Below are 15,382 nucleotides of genomic sequence, written 5' to 3'. Positions count from 1 at the left end.
TGGTCGTGGGGCTGGTATATTGCCCTACTGGTTTTACTCACTCCACTCAACCTGTTTTTTCGTGAATCTAAAGGGCAACGCAGCCAAATTCGCTTGGACCGCAACATGTTCGCCTGCTTTGCAGGCTCAGCATTCTGGTCCGGTATTATTAACCTGGCAATAGGGTTTCTGTAATGCGCTCCTTTCCGCTGCTTCTTTGCCTGATACTGGGGGTAACTGCACAAACGGCCGAGGCAAACAGTGTTGACGTACCGCCGGATATCGCATTTTCATCCTGTGTCCTGAAAAAGCAGGACGAATCCACTCACCTTGGGCTAAGTGGCGATGAACTTTATTACCTGTCGCTGTTAATGTGCAAACAAGAAGAGAAAAACTACACCACCTTTCTGTCTAAAAGTAGCCGTGATCTCGCCGACCATGATCGTCAACTCAGCAGCCTGAAGGCTTCGTTGATGGAATCCGCGCAATTGAAGACCATCATTTATAAACTCAATCAACAACCCGCCCAATAACCGGCAGCAGTGCCGTTCAGGCAATCACGACCTCAACGCCGCGTTCAGCAAAATCCTGAATGCAGCTTTGGGGAAACTGTGGATCGGTAATCACTTTGTCGAAACAGCTTATGTCCACAGCATGAAAGGGCGCTACCCGACCATATTTGGAAGAGTCACTCACCAGGTAGTTACTCTGCGCCGCCGCAATAATCGCCCTTTTGACTAAAACCTTGTCTTCACTCGGTGTGGAAATTCCACGCAAATTCCACGACGAGGTGGACACAAACGCCAGGTCGATATTCAACTCCCGGAGCAGGCTGGCGGCTTTGTCGCCGACACAAGACTGGTTAAAACGGTCAATTTTTCCCCCGGTGTGGTACAGCGCACAGTCGGAATTGGCCATCAGGTAAGCCGCAATTGCAAAATCATTGGTAATCACCGTGAGATCATGCCGCTGCGTCAGTTGATGGGCAATCTCAAGCGTAGTCGTACCTGCGTCCAAATAGATTGTGGTGTGTGGTCGAATGAACTCCGCAGCACACTGACCGATTCTGACTTTTTCCTCCCGCTGCTTGGCAATCTTGTCGTCGTGCGGCAGCTCAATATGGATCGACTCAGTCAGTTGCACACCTCCTGAAACCGACATAACTCGTCCATCGGCCTCCAGCTTCGCAATATCACGGCGAATGGTCATGTGTGACACATCCAGTTGCTGCGTCAGTTCATTAATGCTGATCACTTGCTGATTACTCAGCAACGCCAGAATGGCGCGTTGACGTTCGGCAGGAATCATTTCTTTTACTCTGTGGTAATCAAACTGGCAAAAGCATAACACGTTATCGAACATCGATGTGAATATTTGTTAAACCTGAGAAACACATTCTCTCTAACTCATTGTTATTAGCTGTTCAGGACCAACTTATAGTCTTTTATTCACACATCCTCACAAGTGACAATTTAGTCAATGTTATTTTTTGTGATGAACATGGCAGTAATGTTTCAATCAATAGCTAGAATCACAAACATGAACATTAATTCACAAATTATAACAAGAGAGGATGGTGCGATGCACAAAGTACAATCGGTCGCCGTGATAGGGCTGGGCTCCATGGGAATGGGTGTCGCGCAGTCCTGCCTCCGAGCCAGTTTTGACGTCTACGGTGTGGATGTAAACCCACAAGCGCTGGAAACGCTGGCAACCAGTGGCGCTACCGCCACAGCAACCAGTGCGACCGCATTTGCTCAGGATCTGGACGCTGTTATCGTTTTGGTAGTGAATGCCCAGCAGGTTCGCCGTGTGTTGTTCGAATCGGGCCTGGCTGCAGCGCTCAAACCGTCGACTCCGATCATGGTGTGCGCAACTATCTCGGCAGAGGATGCCCGATCGATCGCGGCAGATCTGGCCGATTATTCACTGCCGATGTTAGACGCGCCCATTTCAGGTGGGGCCGTCAAGGCCACCGCCGGAGAACTGACCGTCATGGCGGCTGGCGCTCCGAGCGTCTTTGAGCAACTGGAGTCCGTGTTGTCCGCCGTCGCCAGTCAGGTTTACACCGTGGGCACAGAGATTGGCATGGGATCAACCGTCAAAATTATCCACCAATTGCTGGCCGGTGTGCATATCGCGGCTGGGGCAGAAGCCATGGCAATGGCCGCACGAGCCAATATCCCACTTGATTTAATGTATGACGTCGTCACACACGCAGCGGGTAACTCATGGATGTTCGAAAACCGGATGAAACACGTGGTGGACGGTGATTACACCCCCAAATCCATGGTGGATATCTTCGTGAAAGATCTGGGACTGGTGACCGACACCGCCAAATCGCTCCATTTCCCACTGCCTTTGGCGAGTACCGCACTCAATATGTTCACCACCGCCAGTAACGCAGGTCATGGCAAAGAAGACGACAGTGCCGTGATTAAAATTTTTCCAGGCATCACATTACCAACGAAGGAGTAATCCCATGTTATTAGGTGTCATCGCAGATGATTTCACTGGTGCGACGGATATCGCTGGGTTTCTTGTCGCCAATGGCATGAAAACCATTCAGTTGAACGGCGTTCCTCAGCAAGAGATGTCACTAACCGCCGATGCGGTGGTGATCAGCCTGAAAAGCCGTTCCTGTCCGGTCAACGAGGCCGTGTCGCTCTCGATCCAAGCGCTGCACTGGCTGCAAGCGCAAGGCTGCCAGCAGTTTTACTTCAAATATTGTTCCACGTTTGACAGCACGCCACAGGGCAATATCGGCCCGGTAACCGATGCACTGCTCAATGAGCTGGGGGAACCGTTCACCATTATCTGCCCATCACTACCCGTCAACGGCCGCAGCGTGTACCAGGGACACCTGTTTGTTCAGGGCGAGCTGCTCAACGAGTCCGGTATGCGCCACCACCCGGTCACGCCGATGAAAGACGCCAATTTAATGCGTCTGATGGAAGCGCAGGCACAAGGCCGGGCCGGATTAGTCAACTATCAGCAGATTGAGCAGGGCGCTGAGACCATCGCGGCACGTTTCGATGCACTCAGACAGCAAGGCTACCGCTACGCTGTGGTCGACACACTCAACGATGCACATTTGGCGTCGATCGGACATGCATGCCGCGAGCTGAAGCTGATCACTGGCGGATCCGGATTGGCGGCTGGTATCGCGCAAAACTGGGCGAACGCGCTGTCGGATCAATCTGTGGCCATGCAAGCCGGACAACCTGGTTCAGGCAGCACTGTCATTCTGTCCGGCTCTTGTTCCGTCATGACGAATCGCCAGGTCGCCGCCTATCAATCTCAAGCCGCTCACTTTGCACTGGACGTGAAACAGTGTTTGTGTGAGTCGGCCTATATCGAACAGGTACTGGACTGGGTGATCTCCCATCTGAACGATCCACTGGCGCCAATGGTCTACGCCACTGCACAGCCACACACGCTGCACGCGATTCAGGCTGAATTTGGTGTCCAGGCGTCCAGCCAGGCGGTAGAGCAATTTTTCCACCATCTGGTACAACGCCTGCAACAGCATGGCGTGAGCAACTTTATCGTTGCCGGAGGGGAAACCTCGGGTGTGGTCACTCAAAGCCTGAACGTCAGAGGTTTTTACATCGGACCGCAAATCGCCCCCGGAGTGCCTTGGGTCAAAGCCATCGATCAGCCGCTGTCACTGGCCTTGAAGTCCGGCAACTTCGGTGATGAACACTTCTTTACTAGCGCACAAGGGTTTATCCATGACTGAGCAACAATTAAGAGAACAGATGGTCAGCCTGGCCCGCTCAATGTTTGAGCGCGGCTACGCCACTGGCGGTGCCGGCAATCTCTCTGTGAAGCTGCCGGACGGCACATTTCTCACCACACCAACCGGTTCGTCGTTCGGTCGTCTGAACGCCGACACGCTGTCCGTGGTGGATATTGATGGCCAGCATCTCTCGGGAGATCGTCCTTCGAAAGAGATCGCCTTCCATCTGGCGATCTATCGCAACCAGCCCGCTTGCAATGCGATCGTGCATCTTCACTCGACGTATCTGACCGCTTTATCGTGCCTGGAAGGGCTGGACCCGAACAACGCGATCCGTCCATTCACACCCTACTATGTGATGCGGATCGGACAGTTACCGGTGATCCCTTATCTGCGGCCAGGGGATCCTCAAATTGCCACTGAGCTCGCCAACCGGGCAGCTGACTACCGGGCGTTCTTGCTCGCCAACCATGGTCCGGTCATCACCGGGACCGATCTGTGTGATGCCGTCGACAACGCGGAAGAGCTCGAAGAAACCGCCAAACTGGCACTGATGCTTCGCGGTCAGACTATTCGTTATCTGACTGATGCGGAAGTCGATGATCTGAAAGGAAGGGGGAAATAATGGCCCGTTTTGCTGCCAATTTAACCATGCTGTTCACCGAGCAGCCATTTTTGCAACGTTTTGCTCTAGCTCGGCAAGCCGGGTTCAGAGCGGTAGAATTTTTGTTCCCTTACGCTTACGAGGCCGATGCGCTGGCACATCAGTTGAAAGCGCACCAGCTCGAACAAGCGCTGTTTAACCTGCCACCAGGCGACTGGGACAACGGCGAACGCGGTATCGCGGCACTGCCAGGACGTGAAGAAGAGTTTCGCCACAGTGTCGACACCGCACTGCACTACGCCACAACGCTGGGCTGCCCAAAAGTACACGCCATGGCCGGCATTGTTGATCCGCGCTACAGCCGGGCCCAGCACCTGGAAACGTTTGTCAGTAACATCCGCTACGCAGCGGATAAATTCGCCGAGCACGATATCACTCTGCTGATCGAGCCGCTCAACAGCCGGGATGTTCCCCATTATTTGATCGCGCATCAACGCGATGCTGCTCAGTTGATTGAGCGTATTGCACACCCCAACGTCAAGCTGCAGTTTGATGTCTATCACGCACAAATTATGGATGGCGACCTGACGCGCATGATCGCCGATCTGGCACCCGTAATCGGCCACGTGCAAATTGCTTCAGTTCCATTGCGTCACGAGCCCTCAGAAGGAGAAATCAACTATCCGCACATCTTTGCCGCGCTGGACAGCGCTGGCTATCACGGCTGGATAGGCTGCGAATACAACCCGAAATCAGGCACACAAGAAGGCCTGGGCTGGTTAACCCCATACCTATAACAGGAAGTACACACTAGCAATTACGACAAGGATACCCCTATGAACATCGTTATTACCGGTGGCGCCGGATTTCTGGGCGCCATGCTGACCCAAACCTTACTCCGTCGTTTTCCCGACATTACATCATTGAAGGTCGTCGACCGGGTGGTGCTGGCAGAATCCGCACAAACCGACCGCCGCATTGTGTCTGTGGTGGCAGACATCACCAATCCGGCTGACGTTGAAGGACTCATTGATACCGAGACAACCCATGTCTTTCACCTCGCGGCGATCGTCTCAAGCCACGCAGAAGAAGATTTCGATCTGGGCGTTAAAGTCAACCTCACCGCTACCCAACTGTTACTGGAAAAGTGCCGTCAGGCTAACCCGGCCATCCGCTTTGTCTTTTCCAGTTCACTGGCGGTGTTCGGCGGACAACTTCCTGCCGTGATTGAACCAATGACGGCCACTCAGCCGAGTTCATCCTACGGCACTCAAAAAGCCATGTGCGAGCTGCTGGTGAATGATTATGGGCGTCGCGGTCTGGTCGATGCCATCAGCGTACGCCTGCCCACGATTTGTATCCGTCCGGGCACACCCAACAAGGCCGCCTCATCGTTTGTAAGTGGCATCATTCGTGAGCCACTGAAAGGCGAAGGCGCCAACTGCCCGGTCAGACAGGATCTGCCATTATGGATTTCCAGTCCCGGCACGGTGATCGACAATATTGTTCACGCCAGTCAGCTATCAGCTGAACATATCACGGGTTTCCGCACCTTCAATTTACCCGGCATTCAGGTCACACCAGCGACAATGCTGGCGGCACTGGCAGATGTGGCCGGCCCGCAGCGGTTGGCCCTGGTCAGTAACGAAACCGACCCAGCAGTAGAACGAATTGTAGCCAGTTGGCCTCAAGCCTTCGACAACGACAAAGAACGGGCGCTGGGTTTTCAAGCTGACCGCGACTTCCCGACAATTCTGGCGAGCTACCTGAGCCAGTACCCAATCGCAGAACAGGAGGCCGTGTGATGTTACCTATTTCCGTTATTGGTTTGATTATCGCCGTGTTTGTGTTGATCTACCTGGTGCTTCGTACGCGTGTTCACGTTCTGATTGCCATGCTGGGTGCTGCCTGTATTGCTGGTTTGATCGGCGGTCTGAGTGTCGATGAAACCATGGCCGCCATCAGCAAAGGTTTTGGCGGCACGCTCGGCGGCATCGGTATTGTGATCGGGCTCGGGGTAATGATGGGCGCGATTCTGGAGACCTCCGGCGCTGGCGAGTCTATCGCTTACCACTTTATTAAATGGCTCGGCAAAAAGCGGGAAGAGATGGCATTGGCGATCACCGGTTATATTGTCAGTATTCCGGTGTTTGTCGACAGCGCACTCATCATTCTCTACCCCATTGCCAAGTCGCTGGCGAAAACATCTCAGCGTTCAATTCTGACGCTGACCGTGGCACTGGCCGGTGGTCTGGTGGTCGCGCACCACTGTATTCCGCCAACACCTGGGCCTCTTGGTGTTGCCAGTATCTTCGGTGTCGATATTGCCTCAATGCTTGGGTTAGGTCTGTTGATTGCCTTGCCGTGCATCTACGGCGTAGTGATGTACGCTCGCTGGCTGGAAAATCACTTTCCGGAGTACATGACACCGCCGCCGCTGGCACGGGAGTCAGACGATTTACAAAAAGTGCATGACGACTACATGGCATCAAAAGCCTCGAAAAATCTGCCGTCGCTGACCAAGTCGATCATGCCGATTGTGGTACCGATTATACTGATCCTGATTAACTCTCTGATGTCGCTGGCAGAAAAACAGCTGGGCATAGTGGGCCTGTCGGACAGCACCGCTGGCGCAACGATCAGCTTCCTCGGTCACCCGGTGATCGCGCTGTCTATCAGCACGTTGCTGGCCGTCTACACCTTGACTCCGTACCTGGATAAAGCCACCACCACCCACAAACTGGAAGAAGGGATTTCTACCTCTGGCATCATCCTGTTGGTTACCGGAGCCGGTGGCGCACTCGGCAGTGTGTTGCGTGAATCCGGCGCTGGCGCCGAAATCGCCAACCAGATTGCGGCCTTGTCGATTTCACCCATTATGATCCCGTTTATTATCGCCACACTGGTACGGGTGATTCAGGGCAGCGGCACGGTGTCGATGATCACCGCCGCCTCCATTTCCGCCCCGGTTCTGGCCGAAATGCAAGGCATCAACATGCTGTTTGCAGCCTCTGCCGCCACGATGGGCAGCCTGTTTGCCGGCTATTTCAACGACAGCCTGTTCCACATAGTCAACCGCTTGATGGGCGTAACGGAAGTGCGCAAGCAACTGGTCATCTGGACCGTGCCCACCACGATAGCCTGGGCCATCGGTGGCACGCTGGTGATGGTCCTTAACCTGTTGTTCGGTACGCACGGTAGTTGGTTCGACCCAGTGCTCCCTCTGTTGGTGCTGGCTGGCTGTGTCTATTTCGTAAAGTCACAAAGTAAATCGATGCAACACAGCGCCGCGTAAACCATCGCGGTGTAGTTTCACCAACGAATAAAAAGCCCGATTTACAGTATAAATCGGGCTTTTTCTTTGTTAGTTCAGCTTATTGCAGTTTGTAGAACAGCGTCGCCAATGGTGGAAGGCTCAGTGGTAATGAATGCGCCAGACCCTGACTTTCAACCGCCTCGGTACGTAATTGTTGCGACACCGCATAGCCGCTGCCATGGTATTTAGCATCATCGGTGTTGAGCAGCAGGTGATACTCCCCCGCCACCGGCATACCCAGATGGAATACGTCATGAGGTACCGGGGTGAAGTTGGTCACCACCAGAATCCGCTCGCCGTGCTCGCTGATACGCTCATGAGCCAGAATGCTCATTTTCGCTTCATCTTGCAAGCGCCACTCAAACCCACGAGGCTCACTGTCGAGTTCAAACAGCGCGGGTTGTTGACGATACATATGGTTCAAGTCACGAATCAGAGCCTGAACGCCCTGATGGCGCTCAAATTGCAGCAGAAACCACTGTAACTGATCATCGTGATTCCACTCACCTGTCTGACCTATTTCAGCGCCCATGAAGTTGAGTTTTTTGCCCGGCTGACCATACATATAACCATAGTAAGCACGCAAGTTGGCGGTCTGCTGCCATTCGTCACCCGGCATCTTGTTGTGAATCGAGCCTTTGCCGTACACCACTTCATCGTGTGACAACGACAAAACGTAATTTTCACTATGCGCGTACACCAGCGGGAACGTGATGGTATCGTGATGATATTTACGATGGATTGGGTCTTCTTTGATGTACGCCAGACTGTCATGCATCCAACCCATGTTCCACTTGAAGCCAAAACCTAAGCCGCCAGCAAAGGTTGGGGCAGACACGCCGGGAAACGCCGTCGACTCTTCTGCAATGGTCATGGCGTTCGGGAAGTATTTGTACACTTCCTCGTTCATCCATTTCAATGTCGCTATTGCATCGTAGTTTTCATTACCGCCATCGACGTTCGGCACCCATTGATCATGGCTACGGGAATAGTCGAGATACAGCATGGAAGCCACGGCATCAACTCGAATACCATCGATGTGGAATTGTTCAAACCAGTACAACGCATTGGCCACTAAGAAGCGACGGACGTGCTCGCGCCCCATGTCATAAATATAGGAATTCCAGTCCTGATGCCAGCCACGGCGCGGATCCGGGTCGTGGAATAACGGTGTGCCATCAAAGTCCGCCAGACCGTGATCGTCTGATGGAAAATGCGCCGGAACCCAGTCGAGTACCACCCCAAGGCCTGCCTGGTGGCACTGATCGACAAAATATTTGAAATCATCTGGTGAACCGTAACGGCTGGTGGGGGCAAACAGTCCGACCGGTTGATAGCCCCAGGAGCCGTAAAACGGGTGCTCAGAAACCGGCATCAGCTCAACATGGGTGTAACCCAGATCAACCAGATATGGGATCAGTTGGTCAGCTAATTGGCGATAGTTGAGAAAATCGCCGTTGTCATCCCGTTTCCACGAACCGGCATGCAGCTCATAAAACGACAACGCCTGTTTGCGTTTTTCGCTGATTGGGCGGGATTGCCAATTGGCATCATGCCATTGATAACGTTGGTGGTTGTAGGTCACCGAAGCAAACGACGGATACTGCTCAGCCTGAAAGCCCCATGGATCCGCTTTATGCGGCAGGCCTTTTCCGTCAGGCCCCTTGAGTTCGAACTTGTACTGAGCTCCCTCTTCCAGACCCGGAATGAATATCCCCCACACACCGTAGTCCAGGCGCTGCATCGGGGTACGACGACCATCCCAATTGTTGAAGCTGCCGATCAGACTGCACGCCGACGCGTGCGGCGCGTAGACCAGAAAGCGGATACCGTCGATCGGCTGACCACCGCGCTCTAACGTAACGAACTGTGCGCCCATGTGATGATACATGTGTTTCGGTGTGTGCAGATCATCATATTCAGCGTACAATTCATGGTACTGATACGGGTCATCCAGCAGTTGTTCCGTCCCGGCCCAGTCAACCGCCAGTTGATAGTGTGTGAATCTCAGATCACGTGCGGGTTTCAAAACGAATCCGGAGGCATCTTCGCGGGTTAGCTCAATTCTGTCTTCGCCCTCAATCACCAGAGACACGCGATCAGCCCCCGGCATCCACACGCGCAAAGCGCCCTGCTCAACCGTCAGATACGGCCCTAGAAAACCAAACGGGTCAGCAAAGGCCGCTTGAGAAAGCTGGTTATAGGCGTGTGTTTTTTTGTTATCAATGCTGTTGCTTTTCTTCAAATTCTTTCTCCCTAACCTGGCTGTCCTGCGGAGGCGTTTATCTCTTCCATTTGATAAAAAGCCCGCTATTTAGCGGGCTTATCTAGCGTTTGTCTATCTTATCGAAGTCAGTGCACGCATTGAGTGACACAGCCGATATTTTTCCATCTCACCGCCTGTCACCAGAGGAAATTGCCCATCTGGCGGAAACCAACAGGGATTTGCCAAGCAGCGCCTCCCTGCCAGTTGGGGGTTACTTAGACGCGCTGGTGCGCACGTCGGTCAAACGCTGAGCGATTCGATTGACTTCCGGCTTGGCGAACACTTCGTCGAGATTCATCGACAGTTTGCGACGCCAGTTCGGATACTCGTTCACCGTTCCTGGAATGTTGACTGGCTTGTCCATTTCAAGCCAGTCTTCCAACTGAACGCTGAGCAATGTTGATGCGCCAGATGCCACGTGCAATTGCAGCGCTTCCGCCAGGTAGTTATCCATCGGCACGAACTGCGCATCGCGGCCAATACCGGATGGCAAATTGTCGTGCCCCGCCACCGAGTCCAAGATCCCCTGCTTACTCTTGAGGCGGTCATCAAATAGACCTTTGAGCTGCTCTTCATCTGGGTACAATCCCAGCTCCTGACCCATTTTCAGATCGTCACAGTGCCAGAAACCACGCAGAGTCGGCATATCGTGGGTACACAGTGCCGACATCGACTGCACCGGATAATGCTTCGGAGAAATATAACCGCCGTCTTCTTTGGAAGTTTCAAAGAAAAACACTTTGTACGAATGCACTCCGGCGTCACGTAGAATGTCCACGATTTCATCCGGCACCGTACCTAAATCTTCACCGATCACGCTGCACTGGTGGCGGTGAGATTCCAGTGCCAGAATCGCCAACATGTCTTCGACCGGGTAGTAGATGTACGCACCTTTGGTGGCGTTTTCACCTTTTGGAATCCACCACAAACGCAGCAAACCCAGCACGTGGTCGATGCGCAACGCGCCACAATGTTTCATATTGGCACGCAGCAACTTGATGTACGCATCGTAACCGGTCTCCTGCAGCACCTGCGGGTTGAGTGGTGGCAACCCCCAGTTCTGACCCAGAGGACCCAGAACATCCGGCGGCGCGCCGATGCTGGCGTCAAGGATCAGATTACCGTCATCGGCCCAGGTTTCAGCACCGGAATCGGCCACACCCACCGCCAGATCGCGATACAAACCAACCGACATCCCCTTTTCTTCTGCCAGCAGCTGTGCTTCGTTGATTTGTGTGTCCGCTACCCACTGCAGGTACATATACAGATGCACCTGATCCTGATGTTCTTCAATGTACTTCTGCACCGCAACGCTATCAAAGCGGCGGTATTTTTCCGGAAAAACCGGCCAGCCCCAGACGCTCATGTCCTGGGCATGCAAATCAGCATGCAGCGCATCAAACGCCGCCTGATGCAGCAGGCTGTCACCGCCCTCTTCCACAAAGGCCAGAAACGCGCGGGCCCGATCGCTGTTTTTCTCCAGATGACGCTTTTTAAATTCGGCGAACAACATCGGCAGAACGCTCATTTTCAGCGCCGCCACTTCGGTGTAGTTGACCCAGTGTGAATCGCGGGCTTTTTGCAGACGCTGTTGGAAGTCGGCACTGCCGACTTTCTGCTGTGCTTCAGCACTGAGCGCAAACTCCGCCACCGAGCTGACATCAATGTACAGAATGTTCAGCCAGCGACGTGACGACGGGCTGTACGGGCTCGCGCCTTCCGGATTCGCCGGAAACAGGGAGTGAATCGGGTTGAGGCCGACAAAGTCACCGCCGCGTGATGCGATATCAGACACCAACTGTTTCAGGTCGCCAAAATCGCCAATCCCCCAGTTGTGCTGAGTACGCAGGGTGTACAGCTGCACACTCGGTCCCCACATTTTTTTGCCGGTGAGCATCGGCGACTGCTTGTAGCAGGCTTGAGGAGCAATGATCAACGTCATTTCATACGGTGATTTACGACGCTTACGGGAAATAAACAGCTTGTGGTAGCCCCACGCCAGATCCCCCGGCAATGCAAACACTAAAGGGCCACCCTCATTGCGTTCATCGCGAACGATTTGTGACTGAAGATAGCCTTCAAGTACCTCTCCCTGCTCGGTTTCCAGACGCCAGCTGAACTCGCTTTCACGAGCACTCACGCCCAAGTACAGCGGTACTTCCACCGCTTCACCATCACGCAGGACCAGCACCGGGTCCAGCACGTCTTTGCGGTGTTTTTTCTCCGCAGATTTCAGCAGGGCATCGTCGCTGGTGGTGTCGTAGCCCAAAGACGCAAGCAAGCGAAGGAGAGTTTCATCCTCAACCTTCGCTTCGTCTCCCCACGCACTCACGTAGCTGTCGGCCAGTCTCGCCATTTCAGCGACTTGTTTTAATGCATTATGTTCTTTCATCGCTCTCTCCGAAGGACTGCAATAACCTTCAAATGTAGGGTGTTATGATCTGTGATCAGTTGTATCGTTATAAGTGACAGAGCCAAGGCTCTTCGAGCCTTGGCTTATTTGGATTAACGGTGAACCGCTTCCAGTTTCCAGATGTTATTCACGTAATCGCGAATACTGCGGTCGGAACTGAACTTGCCGACCAATGCGGTGTTCAGTATCGCTTTCTTCGCCCAGCCCGCCGGTTCGCGGTACTGTTTGTCCATGTCCTCATGCGCTTTAACATAAGAGGCAAAGTCCGCCAGCACCAGATATGGATCGCCGCCGTCGAGCAGGCTGTCATAAGTGGCTCTCAGTTTGCCAGGTTCGCCCGGAGTAAATTCATCCCCCAGCAACAGATCCAGCGACGCTTTGAGCAACGGGTCCGCGTTGTAGTAGTCATAGGGGTTGTAGCCGGACGCTTTCAGCGCTTCGACCTGATCCACTTCCAGACCGAAAATGTAGATGTTGTCATCGCCGACTTCTTCGCGGATCTCAACGTTGGCACCATCCATCGTCCCTATCGTCAATGCTCCGTTGAGCGCCATCTTCATATTGCCGGTACCCGAAGCCTCTTTACCCGCCGTCGAAATTTGTTCGGACACATCCGCCGCCGGAATGATGATTTCCGCCATGCTGACGCGGTAATCCGGAACGAACACCACTTTCAGTTTGCCACCGATACGAGGATCGTTGTTCACTTTATCGGCAATCTTGTTGATGGCGTAGATGATCTCTTTGGCCAGATGATAACCCGGTGCCGCTTTCGCCGCGAAAAACACCACGCGCGGCGCCATGTCAAAGTCCGGATCGTTGATCAAGCGGTGGTAGAGCGACAGAATGTGCAGCATATTCAGGTGCTGACGTTTGTATTCATGCAGACGCTTGATTTGCACATCAAAGATCGCATTAGTATCAAGATCGATCCCCATGTTGTCTTTGACCCATTTCGCCAGACGCTCTTTGTTCTGCTTCTTCACCGCCATGAACTGTTGCTGGAATCTGGTGTCATCGGCGTACTGCGCGATCGCTTCCAGCTGATCCAAATCTGCTGGCCACTGGTCGCCAATCTTTTCTGAAATCAAAGCTGACAGGCCTGGGTTACAGAACTTGAGCCAGCGACGCGGCGTGATGCCGTTGGTCACGTTTTGCAGGCGGGTTGGGTACAGTTGATCAAATTCCGGGAACAGGTCACGTTTGACCAGTTCAGAGTGGAGCGCCGCAACACCGTTGACTGCGTAAGAGCCGACCACACACAAGTTGGCCATGCGAACCATTCGGTGAAAACCGTCTTGAATGATCGACAGTTTTTGCTGTTTGGCTACATCGCCCGGCCATTTCGCCCGAACTTCCTGCAAGAAGCGGTGGTTAATTTCGTAAATGATTTCCATGTGACGCGGCAACAGACGCTGGATCAGAGACTCGTCCCAGGTTTCCAGTGCTTCAGGCAGCAAAGTGTGGTTAGTGTAGGCAAACGTTTTAGAACAGATCGCCCACGCGTCTTCCCATGACAGCGATTTGTCATCCAGCAGAATGCGCATCAGCTCTGGGATCGCAATCGTCGGGTGTGTATCGTTCAGTTGGATGGTTTCAAACTTCGGCAGCGAAGCCAGGGTATGGCCTGCTTCTTCATGACGACGCAGGATATCACGCACCGACGCAGCACTGTGGAAGTACTGCTGCATCAGACGCAGTGTCTTGCCTTTTTCATGGTTGTCATTCGGGTACAGCACTTTGGTGATATTACCCGCGTCAATCAAGGCGTGCTGCGCTTCAAAATAGTTACCATTGTTAAAGCTCTCCAACGAGAAAGGAGCGATCGCCTGACATTCCCACAAACGCAGCGGGTACACCGTGTCACTTTCATAACCGACAATCGGCAGATCCCACGGCATGGCTTTTACAGACATCCCCGGTACCCAGCGACGTTTCTCTTTGCCATTCTCCTGGTAAACATCCACGTGACCGTAGAAACCGATTTCCTGCGCCAAATCCGGACGCGCCACTTCCCACGGGTAACCCTCAACCCCGCACCAGGCATCCGGTGCTTCTTGTTGATGACCCTGTTTAAACGACTGCTTAAACAGGCCGTATTCATAGTGAAGGCCGTAACCGACGGTCGGAAATTCCTGAGCTGCCAGCGAGTCCATGAAACACGCCGCCAGACGACCCAGACCACCGTTACCGAGTGACGGATCACGTTCCTCCTCCAGCAGATCGGTCAGGCTCTGCCCCAGCTCTGCCATAGCATCGGTGATCTGTTGGTACAATCCGAGGCTGATCAAGTTATTGCCAGTCAGACGGCCGATCAGAAACTCAAGCGACAGGTAGTTCACGCTCTTAGCATGACGGATCTTGTCGTCTTGTTCGGTTTGCAGCATGTCGAAGGTGGTCATTTCCGCTAAGGCACGGCCCATAGCCAGATACCAGGCCCGGCTGTTCGCATGCTCAACGGTGGTTGCGTAGGTCGCAGAAAGGTGCTTTTTCACGCTCGCTTGGAAAGAAGCTTTATCAAAGTGTTTCTGTTGCGCAGGTTTCATGACGAAATCTCACTTACTTTTAGTTTTAATCCATCTGAGACGTATCGTGCATCGACAGTGCAATCGAAACATCCTCCTAAACTTTGGCAGGAGGAGGATGAGGGCTCAGGGCGTAGAGGGCGGATACAACACAACTCAGTGATCCAACTCTCATAACTGCCGCCATCGAACAAACGCAGCAGTGAGTCAGATCACAACACCAACGCATTGAGCATACATTCAGAGTGTGACGCGCAGGTTGAAGGAAAAATACACAAATGAGCAGAATACTACACAGATCACATATTAAGGCGTCATTTCGCATCGCCAACCACCAAACCGGTGTAACCAATGGCGTAAAGGGACGATTCAAAGCCAGACAAACTTGACCAAACTCACATTTACAGGGCGTAGAAGCACCAATTTTGTGAAACGAGCAAAAATCTCGTCCTCGATCAATAACCGTCACCAGCGACTTCCAGTACCATCTTAATAATTCGGTCAGTAGATAGTTCTACTGACCTTGAGGACCGATTT

11 protein-coding genes are annotated in these 15,382 nt (G+C 53.2%); 7 read left to right on the top strand and 4 right to left on the bottom strand.

Annotated features, from left to right (window positions below):
- The first annotated feature begins 173 nt into the window (after positions 1 to 173).
- Positions 174 to 512, top strand: coding sequence for a hypothetical protein (locus CAG64_RS08620; RefSeq protein WP_161488905.1), 339 nt, complete (start codon positions 174 to 176; stop codon positions 510 to 512).
- A gap of 16 nt (positions 513 to 528) precedes the next feature.
- Here CAG64_RS08620 and CAG64_RS08615 read toward each other — a convergent pair whose 3' ends face one another.
- Entirely contained in the window at positions 529 to 1,287 is a 759-nt protein-coding gene (locus CAG64_RS08615) for a DeoR/GlpR family DNA-binding transcription regulator (protein ID WP_161454458.1), read from the bottom strand.
- 273 nt (positions 1,288 to 1,560) lie between these two features.
- Here CAG64_RS08615 and ltnD point away from each other — a divergent pair, with 273 nt between their 5' ends.
- From ltnD to CAG64_RS08585, 6 genes are read left to right on the top strand one after another with little or no spacing between them, the layout of a single operon-like run.
- Positions 1,561 to 2,457: an L-threonate dehydrogenase gene (gene ltnD, locus CAG64_RS08610; protein ID WP_161488904.1), complete on the top strand. Its 897-nt coding sequence runs from the start codon at positions 1,561 to 1,563 to the stop codon at positions 2,455 to 2,457.
- 4 nt (positions 2,458 to 2,461) lie between these two features.
- Positions 2,462 to 3,721: a 3-oxo-tetronate kinase gene (otnK, locus tag CAG64_RS08605; protein ID WP_161488903.1), complete on the top strand. Its 1,260-nt coding sequence runs from the start codon at positions 2,462 to 2,464 to the stop codon at positions 3,719 to 3,721.
- Positions 3,714 to 4,346: a 3-oxo-tetronate 4-phosphate decarboxylase gene (gene otnC, locus CAG64_RS08600; protein WP_161488902.1), complete on the top strand. Its 633-nt coding sequence runs from the start codon at positions 3,714 to 3,716 to the stop codon at positions 4,344 to 4,346. The genes otnK and otnC overlap by 8 nt, the downstream gene beginning before the upstream one ends.
- Positions 4,346 to 5,122 (top strand): 2-oxo-tetronate isomerase, encoded by a 777-nt coding sequence (otnI, locus tag CAG64_RS08595; RefSeq protein WP_021706715.1) that lies wholly within the window; start codon positions 4,346 to 4,348, stop codon positions 5,120 to 5,122. The genes otnC and otnI overlap by 1 nt, the downstream gene beginning before the upstream one ends.
- A gap of 39 nt (positions 5,123 to 5,161) precedes the next feature.
- Positions 5,162 to 6,130, top strand: coding sequence for a D-erythronate dehydrogenase (denD, locus tag CAG64_RS08590; protein ID WP_161488901.1), 969 nt, complete (start codon positions 5,162 to 5,164; stop codon positions 6,128 to 6,130).
- Positions 6,130 to 7,620, top strand: coding sequence for a GntP family permease (locus CAG64_RS08585; protein WP_161488907.1), 1,491 nt, complete (start codon positions 6,130 to 6,132; stop codon positions 7,618 to 7,620). The genes denD and CAG64_RS08585 overlap by 1 nt, the downstream gene beginning before the upstream one ends.
- A 79-nt stretch (positions 7,621 to 7,699) precedes the next feature.
- Here CAG64_RS08585 and glgB read toward each other — a convergent pair whose 3' ends face one another.
- From glgB to CAG64_RS08570, 3 genes are all read right to left on the bottom strand, one after another.
- Positions 7,700 to 9,886, bottom strand: a complete 2,187-nt coding sequence (glgB, locus tag CAG64_RS08580; protein ID WP_161488900.1) for a 1,4-alpha-glucan branching protein GlgB — start codon at positions 9,884 to 9,886, stop codon at positions 7,700 to 7,702.
- A gap of 232 nt (positions 9,887 to 10,118) precedes the next feature.
- Positions 10,119 to 12,299, bottom strand: coding sequence for a 4-alpha-glucanotransferase (malQ, locus tag CAG64_RS08575; protein WP_161488899.1), 2,181 nt, complete (start codon positions 12,297 to 12,299; stop codon positions 10,119 to 10,121).
- A gap of 113 nt (positions 12,300 to 12,412) precedes the next feature.
- On the bottom strand, positions 12,413 to 14,866 hold the full coding sequence (locus tag CAG64_RS08570; protein WP_161488898.1) for a glycogen/starch/alpha-glucan phosphorylase: 2,454 nt from the start codon (positions 14,864 to 14,866) through the stop codon (positions 12,413 to 12,415).
- Between the last annotated feature and the right edge of the window lie 516 nt (positions 14,867 to 15,382).

The sequence above is a fragment of the Vibrio sp. V38_P2S17PM301 genome, from assembly GCF_009904845.1.
In the GTDB taxonomy this organism is placed as follows: Bacteria; Pseudomonadota; Gammaproteobacteria; order Enterobacterales; family Vibrionaceae; genus Vibrio; species Vibrio proteolyticus.
Note: the sequence above shows the minus strand (reverse complement) of the source record. Positions and strands in the feature narration are given on the sequence as shown.

Coding starts and splice junctions, on each gene's coding strand:
- CAG64_RS08615 (WP_161454458.1), bottom strand. CDS start 1,287: ATGATTCCTGCCGAACGTCAACGCGCCATTCTGGCGTTGCTGAGTAAT.
- CAG64_RS08620 (WP_161488905.1), top strand. CDS start 174: ATGCGCTCCTTTCCGCTGCTTCTTTGCCTGATACTGGGGGTAACTGCA.
- otnC (WP_161488902.1), top strand. CDS start 3,714: ATGACTGAGCAACAATTAAGAGAACAGATGGTCAGCCTGGCCCGCTCA.
- CAG64_RS08570 (WP_161488898.1), bottom strand. CDS start 14,866: ATGAAACCTGCGCAACAGAAACACTTTGATAAAGCTTCTTTCCAAGCG.
- ltnD (WP_161488904.1), top strand. CDS start 1,561: ATGCACAAAGTACAATCGGTCGCCGTGATAGGGCTGGGCTCCATGGGA.
- CAG64_RS08585 (WP_161488907.1), top strand. CDS start 6,130: ATGTTACCTATTTCCGTTATTGGTTTGATTATCGCCGTGTTTGTGTTG.
- otnI (WP_021706715.1), top strand. CDS start 4,346: ATGGCCCGTTTTGCTGCCAATTTAACCATGCTGTTCACCGAGCAGCCA.
- denD (WP_161488901.1), top strand. CDS start 5,162: ATGAACATCGTTATTACCGGTGGCGCCGGATTTCTGGGCGCCATGCTG.
- otnK (WP_161488903.1), top strand. CDS start 2,462: ATGTTATTAGGTGTCATCGCAGATGATTTCACTGGTGCGACGGATATC.
- malQ (WP_161488899.1), bottom strand. CDS start 12,299: ATGAAAGAACATAATGCATTAAAACAAGTCGCTGAAATGGCGAGACTG.